Origin of the sequence: Paraflavitalea devenefica, from assembly GCF_011759375.1 — a bacterium.
Taxonomy (GTDB): domain Bacteria; phylum Bacteroidota; class Bacteroidia; order Chitinophagales; family Chitinophagaceae; genus Paraflavitalea; species Paraflavitalea devenefica.
Map to the genome: position 1 here is coordinate 1,996,506 of NZ_JAARML010000002.1, position 18,508 is coordinate 2,015,013.

General features: G+C 47.8%; 9 protein-coding genes. 7 read left to right on the forward strand and 2 right to left on the reverse strand.

From position 1 onward, the window contains the following. Positions 1-85 precede the first annotated feature (85 nt). Together HB364_RS17370 and HB364_RS17375 are read right to left on the reverse strand one after the other, a co-directional pair. Entirely contained in the window at positions 86-400 is a 315-nt protein-coding gene (locus HB364_RS17370; RefSeq protein WP_167289479.1) for a carboxypeptidase regulatory-like domain-containing protein, read from the reverse strand. A 253-nt stretch (positions 401-653) separates the two neighbouring features. Then, the gene (locus tag HB364_RS17375) at positions 654-2,036 is read right to left on the reverse strand and encodes a DUF4339 domain-containing protein (protein WP_167289480.1); all 1,383 of its coding nucleotides are present in this window, start codon (positions 2,034-2,036) and stop codon (positions 654-656) included. Between the two features lie 319 nt (positions 2,037-2,355). Between HB364_RS17375 and glk the strand changes: the two genes are divergently transcribed. The 7 genes from glk to HB364_RS17410 all read left to right on the forward strand — a co-directional run bounded on the left by glk (position 2,356) and on the right by HB364_RS17410 (position 18,263). Then, entirely contained in the window at positions 2,356-3,423 is a 1,068-nt protein-coding gene (gene glk / locus HB364_RS17380) for a glucokinase (protein WP_167289481.1), read from the forward strand. 246 nt (positions 3,424-3,669) lie between these two features. Continuing rightward, entirely contained in the window at positions 3,670-5,766 is a 2,097-nt protein-coding gene (locus HB364_RS17385; protein ID WP_167289482.1) for a carboxy terminal-processing peptidase, read from the forward strand. 203 nt (positions 5,767-5,969) lie between these two features. Further along, positions 5,970-6,512: a hypothetical protein gene (locus tag HB364_RS17390; RefSeq protein WP_167289483.1), complete on the forward strand. Its 543-nt coding sequence runs from the start codon at positions 5,970-5,972 to the stop codon at positions 6,510-6,512. Continuing rightward, a complete protein-coding gene (locus HB364_RS17395; protein WP_167289484.1) occupies positions 6,509-9,337 on the forward strand; it encodes a tetratricopeptide repeat protein in 2,829 nt (942 codons plus the stop codon). Before HB364_RS17390 ends, HB364_RS17395 begins: the two co-directional genes overlap by 4 nt. Continuing rightward, positions 9,334-12,009: a tetratricopeptide repeat protein gene (locus HB364_RS17400; RefSeq protein ID WP_167289485.1), complete on the forward strand. Its 2,676-nt coding sequence runs from the start codon at positions 9,334-9,336 to the stop codon at positions 12,007-12,009. The genes HB364_RS17395 and HB364_RS17400 overlap by 4 nt, the downstream gene beginning before the upstream one ends. Beyond that, positions 12,006-14,990: a tetratricopeptide repeat protein gene (locus HB364_RS17405; RefSeq protein ID WP_167289486.1), complete on the forward strand. Its 2,985-nt coding sequence runs from the start codon at positions 12,006-12,008 to the stop codon at positions 14,988-14,990. Before HB364_RS17400 ends, HB364_RS17405 begins: the two co-directional genes overlap by 4 nt. Before the next feature lie 132 nt (positions 14,991-15,122). Continuing rightward, positions 15,123-18,263 (forward strand): FG-GAP-like repeat-containing protein, encoded by a 3,141-nt coding sequence (locus HB364_RS17410; RefSeq protein ID WP_167289487.1) that lies wholly within the window; start codon positions 15,123-15,125, stop codon positions 18,261-18,263. The last annotated feature ends 245 nt before the right edge of the window (positions 18,264-18,508 follow it).

Consider the following 18,508-nt stretch of genomic DNA (forward strand, 5'->3'; position numbering starts at 1 on the left):
ATTGCAATATACAAAAAACAAAGCCGGACTGCTTATGGCAGCCCGGCTGTTGGTTCTGAGCCGTCCTTGTAATACTTTATAGTGTTTACCGCTGTAATTTGATCTCGCCAAGGTCGGCTGTCTGTCCTTCTTTTACATCTGCATCCAGGGTGGCATCCTTATAGGGACTCCTGGCATCTATCCATACTTTCCAGGACCCCGGTTTTACAAGAAAGGAGAAGCCTCCATCATCATTAGGCTTAACCTTTAGGGAATCAGTGCCATTAATGGCTACCACCACTTCAGCCCCGTCTGAAGGTGAAACCTTTCCCGTAATAGAAGACTGCTGCATAACTCGAACCGCGTGCAGACTGGCTACCGCGATGATGATGACAATCAACGTGGCAATGGTCTTTTTCATAATTATGGTTTTATTGTGAGATACAATCCCTGCGTATGGCTGCAGGTAGAATTCACAAAGGTGCGACGGTTAAACATGGGAGATGGGGATATCGCAATCGCAGTAAGTAATATATCCAATTTTTATGCCAGCAGGCAGGTAGCGCGGTGGGAATTAAAGAAATGCATACGCAGGAAAACGCATCAAATACAAAAGCGACCGGCATCCTGGTCGCTTTAGGATAATATAAAATGTTATTTAAGTTAATCGGAATTTAATATCCTGCATGGGCCAAACCCAACGCTTTGGAATTGATGCGGGTAATAACATAATCAACCGTTACACCCCGGTTAGTACGTGGCGCGTCAACTGTTTTTTGTTCACCGGGCGCTACATCATTAAACAACAACAACTGTGTTTTTACCACCCTCTTTTCAGGGCCCAGGTAGCGTACTTCCACTTCCACCTGGTCCAGCGGGTACAGGCTGTTATTGGAAATCGTCAGTTGCAGGTCAGAAATGCCCCCCAACACACCGGTCTTATACTTATTGGCATCAACAGCCACCAACTGGTGTATATTCTTCCGGGCCTGTTCTACTTCCTCCCGGTTTACCGGTTTGTTTTCGGGCTTATTGGTTACCACAGCGGGAATAAACTTTACACCCTGTTGCTGTAGTGCATCAGGAGGTAATACTTCTTTTGGGTTGTTTTCCGTTTTATTATGCACCGGTGTGCCAATGTTTTCTTTTTTGTTATCTGCAGGCGTTGTGTTTGCCGGCTCATCTGCAGGAGCTGTATTGCTCTCTGCCGGTACATTGACAGGCGCCGGCGGAATCACGTTTTGAGTGGCGGCTTCTTTCCTTTTTTCCCGTTCCTGTATCTGCTTTACCAACAGATCGAGCTCAGCATTATTCTTTTGCTGGCGGCTGTTACTGATTACAAGTCCAATAATAATACCGCCCAGCACCAGGCAGGCGGCGGCTATGCTGCGCATCAGTATACGGTTGCTCTTATTGCTTTGCTTTATTACAGGCGCCAGTGTTTCCTCCTGTTGCGGATAATGCTTTTCAACAATTTCAGAAAAAGCAGGGGCAGGCGGTGTTTCCACCACTGTCTTCATATGTACGATCGGGTTGGCTGCCATGCTTTCAGCCTGCTTCATCTTTTCTTCCCGCAGCCGGGCAAACTTTTCATTCAACAGTTCGGCTGTTGAAGTATCAGCCGTATCAGTGGCGGCTGGTACAGGAGAGGCTGCTTTACTCGTATTTGTGGTAGTTGCCGTAATATTGCGGTCTTTCGTGCCGGCAGGTAACGTAACATAGATCTTTTTGGCGGTAATAGTGGGCGTAACAGGCGTGGTGGCTACAGGGGTGGTCACCACGATCGCTTCTGTTTGTACAGAGGCCTGTTGGCTGATAGCGTTTACTTGTTGTTGAGTAGTAGTAACTGATTTCTTCTTGTAAAAGCGGTCATAAGGCTGTTCTTCCACAGCAGGAGCAAAGGCCTGTAATTCGGCAATTTCACTGGGGTAACGCCATGCGGCACTCTTCCCATCCAGCCATACAAGGTCATAAGGTTTGAGGCCCATATTAATCAACTCATCCACTGAGTAAGGCCCCGTCTGCTTGTTGTCACGAAGTAGTAAGTACTTGTTCATATTCATAGATAAGCATACACAAAAGCTCAAAAGCAATTGTTGAGGTACGACGTGCGGTAGTCATTCAGGGGATTGGAGTGAGGGGGAATATTGGATGGCTTATTGTAAGGGTAAATGCAAGTTAATAACTTGCTATCATTTATTCCAATAACCAGGCCGGAAAATTGTTAAAGGGATGAGAATCCGGGAGCCGGAATATAGAATCCGGAAGCCAAAAGCCTGATGCTGGCAGACTTGCATGCCGCGCAAACGATGCTGGATGCTGAATTCTGGATTCTATATTCTATTTTTACAACTCCTTCATTTATAGTAACATTTTATGGATACAACAGGAACCATCAGTCAGCTACCCATACCACTTGCTTTGCCGCGCCGTAATGCAGTGCCCGCCACAGGCATCAGGGTACTGGCCGGCGATATCGGGGGTACCAAAACCAACCTTGCCGTGTACCAGGTAATGCCGGAGGGCATCAAACTGCTACAGGGCGCCCGTTATCCGTCTGCAGAATATCAATCTCTTATAATCCTTATCAAGCATTTTTTAGCAGAGAATAACCTGCGCCTGCCCGATCGTATCAGCCTGGGCGTGGCAGGGCCCGTACTCAATGGTAAAGTAGACATTACCAACCTCACCTGGGTATTGGACCAGGCCGAAATTGCCCGGGATACAGGGGTCAAAGAGGTGGTATTGATCAATGACCTCGAAGCCATGGCCTATGGATTGGCAGCCCTTCAGGCGGAAGACTTTATCACCATCCATGGGGGTAAAGAAGGCGCTGTTGGCAACATGGCCATCATAGCGCCGGGCACCGGGCTGGGGGAGGCTGGCCTTTACTGGAATGGAAAAGCCTATTTCCCGTTCCCTACTGAAGGCGGGCATTGCGACTTTTCGCCCCGTACCGACCTGGACATGGAGCTGTGTAAATACCTGCAGCAGCAGGGTGAAGTGGTAAGCTGGGAAAAAGTAATAGCAGGGCCTGCTATCACCAGCATCTATACCTTCCTGCGTGATGTGAAAAAGAGGGAAGAACCGGCCTGGCTGGCAGAGCAGTTGGCCAAAGAAAAGGACGATTCGGCGGTCATCAGCCAGAACGCCCTGCACAATAAAGCGGCTATCTGTGTGGAAACCATGGACCTTTTTGTTCGTTACATTGCCCGCGAAACAGCCAACCTGGTCCTCAAAATGAAGGCTACCGGCGGTATCTTCCTGGGAGGGGGGATACCTCCCAAAATTGCGCCGCTCCTGTTGCAGGAGGCCTTTTACCGGCATTACATGGATTGCGACCGCATGCAGCACCTGCTGGAAGGGGTGCCTATCCGCATCATCAAAAACGATAAAACGGGCTTGCTGGGCGCCGCCTTCTATGGTGCTTATGGGGAGTGGTAGTTTCGGGTTTGTTGTTTGGCGTTTCGGGTTGCTACCGCGTTTTCGACAGGCAGCCCATTTGTACAATACCTGAACATTTCATCAATTTTACTGTCATAATATCAAGCCACTAAGCTAATTTTAAGCTTAGTGAGGGTTGTTGCACCTGAAGAACCCGAAACTCAAAACCCGAAACCCGGAATCGATGTCTTTTCTGGTACGATGGTAAATCTTAATTTAAAGTAAAATTATAATTCTTGTATTGTTATGATTAAGTGCCGCAGCTATCAGCTTATCCTGTGCATTTCCTTTCTGGTTATTGGCCTGTCTTGTACTACCCTGGCGCAAAAAAGTAAAGTGACCGAGAATGTTGACCTCGTATTCCACAATACGGCCGACATGCTGCAGCAGATCCATTATGCGCCCAAAAAGCTCGATGATAAATTCTCTGTCCAGGTATTTACTGCCTACCTCCAACAGCTCGATCCGGGTAAACGTTTCTTCCTGAAAGAAGACCTGCACCGGTTCAAAAAATACCAACTGCAACTGGATGATGAAATGAAAGGCAAAGTGGTACACTTTTACAAAGTGGTCAACACCACCTTCAAGCAACGGCTGAAAGAGTCGGAGGCAATGGTGGAGGAACTGCTGAAGCAGCCTTTTAAATTCACTACACAGGAAATATACAATACCAATACCGATAAGCTGGATTACTGCAAATCGGCCGATGACCTCAAAAGCCGCTGGCACAACTACCTCAAATACCAGGTGCTGGGCCAATATGAAGACCTGCTCGACATTCACCAGCGCGACAGTGCCAACAAACAAACCGAAGGGCAGATAGAAGAAAAAGCCCGACAAACCATCGGGCGCATTGAAAAAAGGAACATTGACAACCTGTCTAAACTCACTACCGATGAGGAAGCTTTCAATACCTATGTGAACAGCATCACCAACCTCTACGATCCCCATTCCAACTACTTCCTGCCGGTAGACCGCCGGGAATTCCAGGAAAGCCTGAGTGGTGTGTACTATGGTATCGGCGCCTTATTAGCCGATATGCAGGGTAAAATTGGTATCGGCGAACTCATGATCGGCGGGCCTGCCTGGAAAAGCGGACAGGTAGATAAGGGCGATGTCATTGTAAAAGTTACCCAGCAGGGCGGCAAGCCGGTAGATGTGGCAGGCTTTACCATGGGTGAGGTCATCAAACTCACCAGGGGACAGCAGGGTACCACCGTTACCATCACCTTCCGCAAAACCGATGGCAGTCTCAAAGACGTAACGCTGAAGCGCGCAGCCCTGCAACTGGAAGATACCTTTGTAAAAAGCGCCATCATTGAAGATTCTGTCAAACTGGGATACATCTCCTTCCCGAAATTCTATACCGACTTTGGCGATGCCAATGGCCGTAGTTGCGCGGTTGACATGGCGCGGGAGCTTACCCGCCTGCAACAGGAAAATGTAAAAGGCATCATCATTGACATTCGTGATAACATAGGCGGTAGCCTGGGCGAGGTCATCAACATGATCGGCTTATTCATCAAAGAAGGACCGGTGGTACAGGTAAAGGGACCGGTAGGCGAGCCCTATGTAAGCCGGGTGAAGGGTAAGGAAGTATTATACGATGGCCCCCTCGTAGTGCTCGTCAATGAAATGAGCGCTTCCGCTGCCGAGATATTTGCAGCAGCCATACAAGACTATCACCGGGGTATCATCGTGGGCAGTAGCTCTACCTATGGCAAGGGGTCTGTGCAGCGTCCTTTTGGTATCGGTGATAACCGGTTATCCAATAGTGTGAATACCGACCTGGGCACCCTGCATGTAACCCTGCAAAAATACTACCGCATTACAGGCGCCGCCACCCAGTTGAAAGGCATAGAGCCCGATATTAAACTGCCGGGCATCTATGAACCGTACAAAATACAGGAGAAAAACAATCCTACCGCCCTGGCCTGGGATACCATTCAGGCAGTACCCTTTACCGCTATGGATGAGCAGGGTACCATTCCCAAAGTAGTGGCTCATTCAGGTGGACGCATGCAACATGATTCTGTGTTGCAGGCCCTCACCAAAAACCTGCATTGGATGCAGAATAGGAATGGCATCTATGCGCTGCAACTGGAGAAATACCGTACTGCCGAAAAAGAATTGCAAACCAAAGTAGGCGAAATAAGAAAGCAACTGGTGTCGGCAAAGCCAATGGGGGTTAAAAATACCACCGATATGGAGGATGCGCTGAAAAACAAAGAGCAATTCAAGAACGACAGCAACAAGGCCTGGATCAACTCCTTAAAACGCGACCTCTTCCTGTCAGAAGCCGTCTATGTCATGTATGACTACCTGCGGTTAAAAATAAGCTGATAGGTTTGAATACGCTATAAATCGTTTACTTATATCAAAAAAGGCTATTTCTCCCTGGAATAGCCTTTTTTCATGGCCGCTCCTGCCGGTTTTTCATTATTTTAGTATTCCTGCTGAGCATCTCCCAACCATACACTGCATAGGATCAGAATGTCCTGTTAAAAGCCCTGTATTATTATCATTAAACTAAATCGTAGTTCCTTATGGGTAAGGGGAAAGCTAAAAGCAATAATGAACAAAAGGATGACGCTTCAACGTCCAACACCAACCAGCAGGCCTCAACAGGCAAGGGCAATAACTACCAGGCTGGAGGGAATATCTACATCAATGATCCCGGCACTGCCAACAGCCCCCAAGAAGAGGCTAAGCCGAAAAAATTAGATACCTGGCAAAAAGTGGTAGCCATCATCGTGGGTATTACTGCGATCATTACATTCTTCTTTACGTTTCGGGAAAAAATGGGCTGGGTACCAGCTAAACAGGAAACCGTATTGCAGGATTCTATATTTGTTTCTGGTTTAATCAGGGATTCGCTGACTGGTGAAGCAATCTCCAATGCCTGGGTTACCAGCGATCTTAAGCCTGGTGATACCATCCTTACAGCGAGCAACGGTACATTTGAATTATATGTACCTGGAAAATCCGGCCAGAGTATTCGTATATATACCGGAGCCAAAAACTACCAGGAAAGGAACGAATACCATACACTTCCCAGGGCTATCGCCATTTATCTGAACAAGAAATGAAGCACTTCTTTTTCCTGGCCATACTACTGTTTCAATCATCCCTTTGGGCGGTTGCCCAGATCAACCTCAAAGGCATTGTAACCAATGACGGCTGCAACAATAGCTTAACGCATAAAGGTTGTAAAGTATTTCCGGCTGTTGGTATAAGTGTGGGTACTATGAATGATGTTACGGATGCCAATGGCCGTTTTGCTATCAGTCTGCCCGGGCAATACACACCCGGCAGTGAGGTCATTGCCCATGTTGAAGTACCCGGCCATTCCATTCACATGCCCCTGTATGGGAAATTCAACCTGCCCAATACCTTACTGGATGATGTATTTGAGCAACAGATCATCCTGCTGCCCAAAGGAAGCCTGAAGCATTTCACCAATGCTTCCATTGTGGCATTCATCAACAACATCTCCAAAAGGGAAAGTGAAAAAACAAAGATTGAAAAAGAAAAGGCGCTTAATAACTATGAGTATTACTTCAAAGAGTTTGCCGATTATCATGGTTTTACACCCAGGCAGGTAAAAGGATTGATAGACCAGTGGGCTGCTACCGACTCTGTAAAAAATGCTATTGGGGATAATTTGTTGCAGGCAGCCCGAAACTATTACCTGCAGGATTATAACAGAGCTTCCCTGTTTTATGAAAAGGCTGGGTTATTAGGCAAAAAAGATATTGCACAAGAAATACAGGAAGATGAAAAACGGAGGAATAGAATAATTGAGAAAATTGAAGCTGCGTGCAATGCTTTCCTATTGGCTGGAAATAGCGCATTTAAGGCCCTTAATTTTAAAAGAGCGATAGAGCAATATCATAAAGCTGATAGCATCATAACTTTGCCAAATTCACTGCAAAGAATATATGGCTCATTTATACACCTAAAATGGGAAATAAGGGACGCGCTTGCGCCGGCATTATTTAATCAGGGTATTCGTATACAAAGCAATGAAGGGAATATTTTGCTAAGAGAGGCAGTAAGGCTTTATCGTATGGCGCTTAAGGACTATAATAAAAAAGATTTTCCGGAATTCTGGGCCAATACACAAAATAACCTCGGGAATGCCCTTGGGCATCAGGAAAACCGCACAGCAGGAAAGGAAGGAGTCATTTTGCTGGAACAGTCAGCTGCTGCTTACCATGCAGCACTTGAAGTGTATACTAAAAAAGACTTTCCTGAGCAATGGGCCAGTACGCAACATAACCTTGGTATTACGTTTGCTGCCAGGGGTGCTCGTGCAAACGGCAGCGAAGTAACCGCTTTACTGGCACAAGCGATTAATCATTACTATGCAGCACTGGAAATCAGGACCAAAGAAAAGTTCCCGAAGGACTGGGCCGATACGCAGAATTGCCTCGGGGTTTTGCTTCAGGAGCAGGCAGATCGTATAGCAGGTAGCGAAGGCATCGCCCTGTTGAAACAATCGGAGGCAGTCTATCGGGCACTTCTTGAAGTCAGGACCAAAGAATCTTTTCCGCAAGCCTGGGCCTTAGTGCAGAATAACCTGGGAGTTACGCTTAAGCAACAGGGTCTTCGTATGGAGGGAGGTCAGGGAATTGCCTTGCTGGTCCAGGCAGAGCAGGCTTTTCGTGTGGCGCTTGAAGTGTATACTAAAGAAAATTTACCGCAAGACTGGGCCATGGCGCAGAATAACCTCGGATCTGTGCTTCATGAGCAAGCTACCCGGGTGGAAGGCAGTGAAAGTGTGATGCTGCTGGTACAGGCGATAGCAGCTTACCGGGCAGCCCTGGAAGTAAGGACCAAAAAAGAAGTACCGCAAGACTGGGCTAATACACAGAATAACCTCGGGTCTGCATTGCAGGATCAGGCAGATCTTATTGGAGGAGCTGAAGGTATGACTTTACTGACTCAGGCTGTGAATGCCTTTCAATCTACGCTTGAAGTATATACCAGGGAACATTTACCGCAGGACTGGGCGCATGTACAGAATAATCTGGGAGATGCCTATAAGCTGCAGGCTATGTATGCGGAAGGCGTTGAAGATATTGCTTTATTAGCGAGATCAGTAGAATCTTACCGGGCGGCTCTTGAAGTACGGACCAAAAAAGATTTACCGCAGGAGTGGGCCAATACACAGAATAATCTTGGCAATGCGTTGGCTGAACAAGGCCTTCGTATGGATGATAGTGCCGAAGGAGTTGTTTTACAGGTACAGGCAATAGAAGCTTATCGTGCAGCACTGGAAGTTAGGACCAGAAAAGATTTTCCACAGGAGTGGGCTGGCCTGCAGCATAATATTGGAACCACACTCCATGAGCAGGCTCTCCTTACGGAAGGTGCTGAAGGAGTTGCTTTATTGGAGAAGGCAGTGCAGGCATATCGCGCGGCCCTTGAAATCAGGACCAGAAAGCATTTGCCACAAGGCTGGGCCGATACACAGAATGGCCTTGCCAATACCCTGGCAGAACAAGGCCATCGAACGGAAGGCAGTGCAGGAATTGTTTTATTGACCCAGGCGGTAGAAGCCTATCATGCAGCGCTTGAAGTTTTCATTAAAAAAAACTTCCCGCGTAATTGGGCTATGACTCAATGTAACCTTGGAGTTGCGCTTAACCAATTGGGCATTCGTAAAGGAGAGAACGGGGGAGCGGCCTTTTTGGAGCAGGCAGTAGAAGTCTTTAGTACTGCGCTGGAAGTTTACACCAAAAAAGATTTTCCGCTGTTGTGGGTTGACATACAGAGCTCTTTAGGATTAATATATGAACACACCAGGCAATGGGCCCGCGCAAAGCAATGCTTTGAAAACATCCGCAGCTTCGATGCTGAATATGCTGATAAGAAAATCAAAGAAATCGAAAAACAAATGAAGTTATGAAACCTTGCTATTGCCTGCTGGTCCTTTCATTGTTCGCAACGTCCGGGGCGGTTGGGCAGGTCAACCTCAAAGGCATTGTAACCAATGACGGCTGCAACAATGGCTTAAAGCACAAGGATTGCAAAGTGTTTCCAGGTGTAAGGGTAAGTGTGGGTGCCATGGGCGATGTAACCGATGCCAACGGTCGCTTTGCCATCAACCTGCCTGCGCAATACACACCTGGTAGTGAGGTCATTGCCAGTGTAGATATATCCGGTTACGCCATCCACATGCCCCTATATGGAAAATTCAACCTGCCCAATGCCTTACTGGATGATGTATTTGAACAACAGATCATTGTATTGCCCAAAGGGAGCCTGAAGCATTTTACCAATGAAGCTATTGTGGCGTTTATTAGGGGCATATCCAAAAGAGAAAGCGAAATAGCGAAAACGAAAAAAGAAGCATCGCTCAATGACTATGCCTTCTATTTTAAAGAGTTTGCCGATTACCACGGCTTTACACCCGATGAGGTAAAAGAATTAATAGACAAATGGGCCAATACCGATTCTGTAAAAAATGCCATCGACAATTTTGAGCTGCAGGGAGCCCGGCATTACTATTTGAAAAACTTCCTGCAGGCAGCCGCCAATTATGAAAAGGCCGGCGACCTGGGTGAAGAGCATAGCAGGAACGAACAACATAAAACACAAAAACAGGTAAAAAGAACCATTGAAGCCATTGAGGATGCTTACAACAACTATATGCTCGCCGGCAATAGCGCTTGGGCTGCCTATGATTTTAAAAGTGCTATACGGGCATTTCAAAAAGCTGAAAGGGTAGTGATGTTGCCCGATTCCTCGCGGAAATTTCATGGTTCTTTTGAGATCAGTAAGTGGGAGGTAAGGGAGTTGCTAGCGGGTGCTTATTTTGAAGAAGGTATCCGTGCAAAAGGCAGTGAAGGAAATGTATTGCTGAAAAAATCCGTAGATGTCTTTCGTGCGGCGATCACCCCGGCTAATAAAGCAAACGTGCCTTATTACTGGGCAGTCATGCAAGGTAATTTAGGAGGCGTGCTTAAAGAACAGGGTATGCGTTCAACGGGCAGGAGTGCAAGGGAATTATTTGAGCAGTCAATGGCTGCCTACCGGTCATCGCTGGAGATCCATACCCGGAAAGACTGGCCGTTTGCCTGGGCAATGGCGCAGGATAACCTGGGCCTTGTGCTGCAGGAACTGGCAATGCGCATGCCCGGCAATGAAGGGAAAATATTATTAACGCAATCGGTAGCTGCTCATCGGGCTGCATTGGAAGTCGACACGGAAAAGGAATTACCACAACATTGGGCGCTCACACAAACTAACCTGGGTGCTGCATTGCTGGCGCAGGCAGAGCAGTCTGAAAATCAGGAGGCTGCTGCTTTACTGATACAGGCCGAAGCGGCCTGCCGGGCTGCACTGAAAATAGTTACTAGAAACAACTTTTCGCAGGATTGGGCGCTCACACAGCATAACCTGGGCGCCATACTGAAAGCACAGGCTATACAGGCAAAAGAGGCAGGGGCAAACGCTTTGCTGCAACAGGCAGTGACAGCTTATCGTGCAGCGCTGGAGATAAGGACAAAAGAGGAAACGCCGCAGGACTGGGCCAAAACACACAATGATCTCGGGACTGCCTTGGTAGAACAGGCGGAGCGTTCCCCGGGCAGTGAAGCTGTCAGTTTGTTGGCGCAGGCGGCAACCACTTTTCAGGCAGCCCTGGAAATCTTTACTAAAGCCGATCTGCCGCAATACTGGGCCATGACGCAGTGCAACCTGGGCGTCGTGCTGCAGGAGCAGGGTGAACGTCTTGAAGGTAGTGAGGGTATCGCTTTACTGGTACGGTCGGTTGCTGTCTTTCGCGCAGCACTACAAGTTTATACCAAAGAGGACCTGCCGCAGGATTGGGCACTCTGTCAAATGAACCTCGGGAACAGTCTTCAAAAACAAGGCAGCCGTACAGCAGGGAATGAAGGGGTCGTTTTATTGGAGCAGTCGGTAACTGCCTTCCGGGCAGCGCTGGAAATCTATACCAAAGAATTCCTGCCGCAGGATTGGGCCAGCGTGCAGCATAATCTCGGTGTGGCACTTTGGGAACAGGGGGGGCGCACGGCAGATGATAAGGGAATTATTTTATTGAAACAGGCGGCAGATGCATTCCAGGCTACTTCAGCGGTATTTACTAAAAAAGACTACCCGGTATATTGGGCCGGTAATCAAAATAGCCTGGGCGGTGTACTTTATGAGCATGCCATGCGCGCCTGGGATAGCGAAGGGATTGTTTTATCTGCAAAGGCTATAAAAGCCTTTCAGTCTGCATTGGAAGTGATCACCCGACAAGAACAACCACAGGATTGGGCCAGGACGCAGGTTAACCTGGGAGTGGCTTTACATGATCTTGGTATACGCAGGCAGGATAGCTCACGCGTTGCTTTATTGGTGCAGGCAGAGCAGGCTTACCGCAAAGCGCTGGAGGTATTCACTAAAGAGGGATTTTCGCGCTATTGGGCCCATACGTTGCCCAAATTAGCCCTGCTCTATGAACAAACAAAGCAATGGGCCAAAGCAAAACAATGTTATGAACAGATCCGCTACCTGTACCCGGAAGAGGTTCAAAAGAAAATCAAAGAAATAGAAAAACAAATGAAACAATGAAGCCCCTCCTTTACCTAATCATATTGTTGTTTCAATCATCTCTTTGGGCGGTTGCCCAGATCAACCTCAAAGGCATCATAACCAATGACGGCTGCAACAATGGCTTAAAACACAAAGATTGTAAAGTGTTTCCAAATGTCAGGGTAAGTGTAGGTTCCATGAGCGATGTAACAGACGTCAATGGCCGCTTTGCTATCAACCTGCCGCTGCAATACACGCCCGGTAGCGAGGTCATTGCCCATGTAGAGGTGCCCGGCCATTCCATCCACATGCCCTTGTATGGAAAATTCAACCTGCCCAATACCTTGCTCGATGATGTATTTGAGCAGCAGATCATACTATTGCCCAAAGGGAGCCTGAAGCATTTTACCAATACGGTCATCATTGCATTTATTAACAACATATCGAAAAGAGAAATCGAAAAACTAAAAGCTGAAAAAGAAAGGGCATTCAACGACTATGGGCACTATTTTAAAGAATTTGCCGATTATCATGGCTTTACAGCAATGAGGGTTAAAGAATTAATTGATCAATGGGTTGAAACTGATACTGTAAAAAATGCCATCAATGATTGGATGTTGCAGGGAGCCAGGGATTACTACCTGCGAAACTTCATTCAATCTTCTGTATATTATGAAAAGGCTGCCAGGTTAAAGGGTGAAGTTGTTGAAGAACAATTGAAAGAGGCAGATAACCTCCTGAAAAAAAATGCAGCAGGGATCGGGGTTGTCTGTTATGCTTTTTTTCTTGCCGGTAACAGCGCCAGTGAAGCCTATGATTTTAAAAGGGCTATAAGAATGTATACTATGGCTGATAGCGTGATCACGTTGCCCGATTCGCTGCAAAGCATTTACGGTTCTTATAAGGAAGAAAAATGTGAAGTGGGGATAGCGCTTGCCACAGCTTTATGTGATGAAGGTATTCGTACAGAAAGTGGTGAAGGAATAAAATTATTAACGCAGGCGGTTGCTACTTGTCACACAGTGCTGGAATATTATAGCAGGAAAGATTATCCCGACGATTGGGCCAGAGCACAACATATACTGGGGAATATATATAAGGAATTGGGGAGCCGGATGATTGGAAGTAAAGGAGCAGCTTTATTGACTCAATCTGAAGCTGTCTTTCGGTCAGTGTTGGAAATCAGAACCAGGATTCGTAATCCGGAGGCTTGGGCTACTACTCAGAATAATCTGGGAACTACATTTTATGAGAAAGGAATCCGGATAGAAGGAAACCGTGGAGCTGCTTTATTGGTACAGTCCTTAGTAGCTTTCCGGGCAGCTATGGAGGTATATACCCTAAAGAAGCAGCCGGTCCAATGGGCTATAATACAGTTTAATATAGGGAATGTTTTTAGAGTGCAGGGATTACGTATGGCGAATCATGAAGGCGATACGCTATTGGCCCGGTCGGTCGCTACCTATCATGCAGCATTGGAAATATTTACTAAAAAAGATGACCCGGAGCGATGGGCTAGCATACAAAGTAATCTGGCCCTTACGCTTAAAGAACAAGGAAAACGCTTCCCCAAAGGCGAAAGAGGTATTTTATTAGCAAAGTCGGTAAATGCCTGTCGCGCGGCGTTGGAAATTGTAACGAGAGAAAGCCTGCCGCAGCAATGGGTATTAACACACATCAATCTTAGCGTTGCCCTTCTTGAACTGGCAGATCTGATGGATGGCAATGAGAAAAGGCGTTTGCTAGAACAGTCGGCAGATGCTTGTCGTGCGGCGCTAGAAATGGTATCCAGGGAAAACTCGCCGCAATATTGGGCCCAGGCACAGGTACATCTGGGACTTGCACACAATGGACTGGCACTTTTAATGAAAGATGCCAAAGTAGTAATAGACTTATTGAAACAGGCGGTGAACAATTACCAAGCGGGGCTGCAAATACTGACGAAAGAGGATTTGCCACAGTTATGGGCATTTGCACAAACCAACCTGGCTTCCATACTGTATGAGTTGGGGACACGTACGGCAAGAAATGAAGGTGACACTTTAATAGAACAGGCAGCTCTTGCCTGTCGCGGTGCACTGGAAATATATACTAAAAAAGATCAGCCGAGACAATGGGCGATGTTGCTAAACAATCTGGCTGTTATACTTTGTGAGCAAGGGAGCCGTAGAATTGGCGATGAAAGCATCACTTTATTACAAAAGTCCGTGGCTGTCTGTTACGAAGCATTGGAAGTACAAACCAGAAAGCACTTGCCTATAGAGTGGGGCCTGACACAAAAAAATCTGGGGAAAGCACTTTTGGAATTGGCAGCTCGAATAAGCGACAGCAGCTTTGCAAAAACCTTGTTGACAAAATCGGCGGATTCTTACTGTGCCGCGCTGGAAGTGTATACCAAACAGGATATGGCACGGGAATGGGCTTTAATGCAGCATGAAATGGGAGCTGCCTTGATGGGAAAAGCGCTTCTGACTAGGGATAGTGAAAGTATTTATTTATGGGCACAATCAGCAGCGGCTTTTCACCTGGCCTTGGAAGTGTATACCAGAAAAGACCTGCCAGAGCAATGGGCGGGAATGCACAACAACCTGGCCTATGTACTAAAAGAGCAGGGGATTAGAACCGGTGGTACGGAAGGGGATGTCTTATTAGAGCGGTCTGTAATAGCTTGCCATGCAGCATTGGAGATATTTACCAAAAAAGACTTTCCAAAGGGATGGGCAACAGCACAACATAACCTGGGGTTAACTTTTAAAGAACAAGGGATTCGAATGGACGGAGATAAAGGAAGAGCTTTATTGGCGCAGGCTGAACAGGCTTATCTGAGAGCATTGGAAACCGTTACAAAAAATGAAGAAGTAGGATTATGGGTCATGATTTATGTAAACCTGGGAACATTGCATGAACATACAAGGCAATGGACAAAGGCAAAGCAGTGCTATGAAAAACTCCGCGAATTATTTCCTGAAGAAGCCGCAACAAAAATTAAGGAAATAGAAGAACAAATAAAACAACAATAACTGTTACCCCACTGCCTCACCACTAACCGCTAAAACCTAACCGCTAATTCTTAACCATTACCTTTTTCTAATAATTTTCTATATCTTAGACACCCATAACCCTGTTAACCATACTCAACCACCTAACTACACATGAAACCCTTACTCCTGTTGCTTGCACTGGCATTGACTGTGCATACTGGATTTTCACAGCCCGTCATCAGTTCTTTTACGCCTGCATCAGGGCCTATCGGTACCCAGGTCACCATTACCGGCAATAACTTTGGCCAATTCACCAATGAAAACATTGTCTACTTCGGAGCAGTCAGGGCTACTGTAGTAACGGCATCGCCTACCTCCCTCAAAGTAGTAGTTCCGGTGGGCGCCACCTTCCAGCCTATATCGGTTACTGTTAATGACCGGGTGGCCTATACGGCCCGGCCCTTCATCATTACCTATACCGGTGGCGGCATGGATTTTACACCCACCTCTTTTCAGCCGGCAGTCAACCTGCCGGGTGGTGCAAATGTTACCGCCTGCGACCTGGACAGGGATGGCAGGATAGATCTCATCTCCACCGTGTTCGCCTCCGATCAACTCAACATATTAAGGAATACCACCCAGGATAAAGTGGTTTCTTTTGCGGCTGCCACCACCGTTGGTAATGTAATAAATCCCATCAGCGTTCGGGCGGCAGATATAGACGGAGATGGCTTGCCCGATCTCATTGCCACCAATCCTACGTTTAGTGTGGTATATGTGATCAAAAACCTGAGTACGGCCGGCAACCTCGACTTTGACAGTCCCCAAAGCTTTGCTACAGGCGCCGGCTGCCGGAAACTGGCTACCGGTGATATTGATGGCGATGGTAAAACAGACATTGTAGTGGCCAACACCAGTGCCGGTACCGTATCTGTGTTGAGAAATACTTCTTCCGGCGGCGCCATCACCTTCAGCCCCAAAGTCGACTTTGCTACTACCTCCGATCCCGAAGGGGTAGCCGTAGGCGACCTGGATGGCGATGGCAAACCCGAAATTGCCGTAGCAGGTTATCAGGCTGCGGGCCTTCTCTCTGTTCTAAAAAACACCTCCGTAGCCGGCGCCATCTCCTTTAATTCCAAAATAGATTACATCACCGGCACATGGCCCTGGGATGTAAGCATTGCCGACCTGGATGGAGATGGAAAGACTGATCTTATCTCTTCCAACAACTCACCTAATACCGTATCAGTTTTCAGGAATACCACTGCTGGTGTCCTTGACTTTGCCCAAAGGGTAGACCTGCCCCTCAGCAGCAGCAGTCCCCGCGGTATGGCGCTCAACGACCTCAATGCCGATGGCAAGCCGGATATCGTTACTGCCAATTGGTTCGTCGATTCCAAAGCTGCAGCATTAAAAAACAACAGTACGCCCGGTACCATTTCCTTTACCACCTCTACCGACTATACCGCCAATACCGGTGCAGGCAGTGTGGCCCTGGCCGATCTTAATGCCGATGGACTTACGGATATCGTTACGGCCAATTCAAACAGCAGCTCCCTCTCTTACTTTCAAAACCAGTTGGGCATTACCACCTTCCCCGACTGTCCGGTATTATTGCAGCCTGCTAATAACGCCGCCAATGTACAGTATGACGCGCCGCTGCTCTTCACCTGGAACAAAGCTGCAGGCGCCAGCGGTTACCAGATAGAGATCAAAGAGCAATCGGGCGCCACCACGCTCGACAATACCACCGATACCTTCTACCTCTTTTATATGCCATCTTCGGGCATCAACTATACCTGGAAAGTAACGCCGCTCAACATGCCGGCGAATACCGTTACCTGCCCCGGCTTTACCTTCAGTACCTGTACGCCGGTGGCCAACCCCGTTACCATCACGGCAGAAGGCAGTACCGACCGGTGCATGACCGATTCTGTATTGCTCAGGGCCAGTAATGGCGCCAACGTACAATGGTTCCTGGACGCGCAACCCATTGCCGGCGCTACGGCCGATAGCTTCTGGGCAAAAAAAGCGGGCAACTATACGCTCAGGGTGCTCAATGGCGCCTGCTATTCCGATATGTCCAATACCATTATCGTTACCCCCCTGTGGACACCCGTTAAGCCATCGATTACACCCGACAGGGATACCTTACTCTGTACAGGCGGCAATGTGCAGTTTACCACTACGCTGGAGATCAGCAACCAATGGTTCAATGGTAATACGCCCATTGCCGGGGCCAACGGGCTCAGCTATACAGCCACCGCTGCGGGCAGTTACTACCTGCGGGTTACCAACAGTACTTCCGGTTGTCATAACTATTCCGATACAGTGATTGTAGGCATTATACCACCATTAGCTACACCGGTTATAACAACCAATGGTAATACCACCATTTGTGCCGGTGAAAATACAGTGTTACAGTCATCAGCCGCTGCCGGCAACCAGTGGTTCAGGAATGGGGTAGCCATTACCGGTGCAGTAAGCCAGCAATATACCGCCACACAAACGGGTTCCTATACGGTACAGGTAACTGAAAATACCTGTACATCAGCTATCAGTACTGCGGTGGCCATCACGGTCAATGCCGTGCCGCCTGCACCGGTCATCAATCCGGCAGGAGGGGGAAGCTTTTGCAGTGGGGATAGTATAAAGCTGCAGTCTTCGGCGCTCAGCGGCAACCAATGGTTGAAGAATGGCACAGCTATTACTGATGCTACTGGCCAGGATTACTTTGCGAAAGAGGCAGCATCCTATACCGTAAAAACAACGCAGGTGGGTTGCACCTCCGATGCCAGTACGGCAGCCATTACCACGGTACTGCCTTTACCGGCGAAGCCCGTCATTACTGCCAGTAGCAATACCATGAGTGTGGGCACGGGGTACGCATCGTACCAATGGTATTTCAACAATACCCTCATTGCGGGCGCTACCACCAACCAACATACTACTACGCAAAGTGGTACCTATAAAGTAGTGGTGAAAGACAACAGCAATTGCAGCAATACTTCCGATAACTTCAACTTCGTAACCACGGCTGTCAATGATGTAGTATTACAGGGCAACCTGGTGCAGTGGTATCCCAACCCGGTACAGCGTAACCTGCTCGTCAAAATAACGGCTGGTACTGGTTTGTCAGCCCGGGTTACCCTCCGCATAGTGGATCTGTTGGGCAGGCAGGTACACCAACAGCAGCTATTGAAAAATGGCCTCAATACCATCCCGCTGCAACAACTGCCCGCGGGCACCTACTGGATATTACTCAGGAGCGGCCAGTCGGAGAAAGCCGTGAAAGTGCTGAAAGTGGATTGATAACTTACTATAATAACGAATTGGTTTGACACTGTCAAACCAATTCGTTTAAGGATTCTAGTTGCCTCGTATCTGCAGAGGCTGCCCTTAGCTTACGCTGCCTTCTGGAACAGGCCCTGTAGAGCTTGTCCCGCAATAGCGGGAGGCCTCCGCTTTGTAGCCTTGGTTTTGTGCGTTGGCCACGGCGCCTTTAGGTGCCGCCCTCATTTCATCGCGGGGCCTCTTGGAAAATCATGTTAAATCAG

Coding starts and splice junctions, on each gene's coding strand:
- HB364_RS17400 (WP_167289485.1), top strand. CDS start 9,334: ATGAAACCTTGCTATTGCCTGCTGGTCCTTTCATTGTTCGCAACGTCC.
- HB364_RS17390 (WP_167289483.1), top strand. CDS start 5,970: ATGGGTAAGGGGAAAGCTAAAAGCAATAATGAACAAAAGGATGACGCT.
- HB364_RS17370 (WP_167289479.1), bottom strand. CDS start 400: ATGAAAAAGACCATTGCCACGTTGATTGTCATCATCATCGCGGTAGCC.
- glk (WP_167289481.1), top strand. CDS start 2,356: ATGGATACAACAGGAACCATCAGTCAGCTACCCATACCACTTGCTTTG.
- HB364_RS17410 (WP_167289487.1), top strand. CDS start 15,123: ATGAAACCCTTACTCCTGTTGCTTGCACTGGCATTGACTGTGCATACT.
- HB364_RS17395 (WP_167289484.1), top strand. CDS start 6,509: ATGAAGCACTTCTTTTTCCTGGCCATACTACTGTTTCAATCATCCCTT.
- HB364_RS17405 (WP_167289486.1), top strand. CDS start 12,006: ATGAAGCCCCTCCTTTACCTAATCATATTGTTGTTTCAATCATCTCTT.
- HB364_RS17385 (WP_167289482.1), top strand. CDS start 3,670: ATGATTAAGTGCCGCAGCTATCAGCTTATCCTGTGCATTTCCTTTCTG.
- HB364_RS17375 (WP_167289480.1), bottom strand. CDS start 2,036: ATGAACAAGTACTTACTACTTCGTGACAACAAGCAGACGGGGCCTTAC.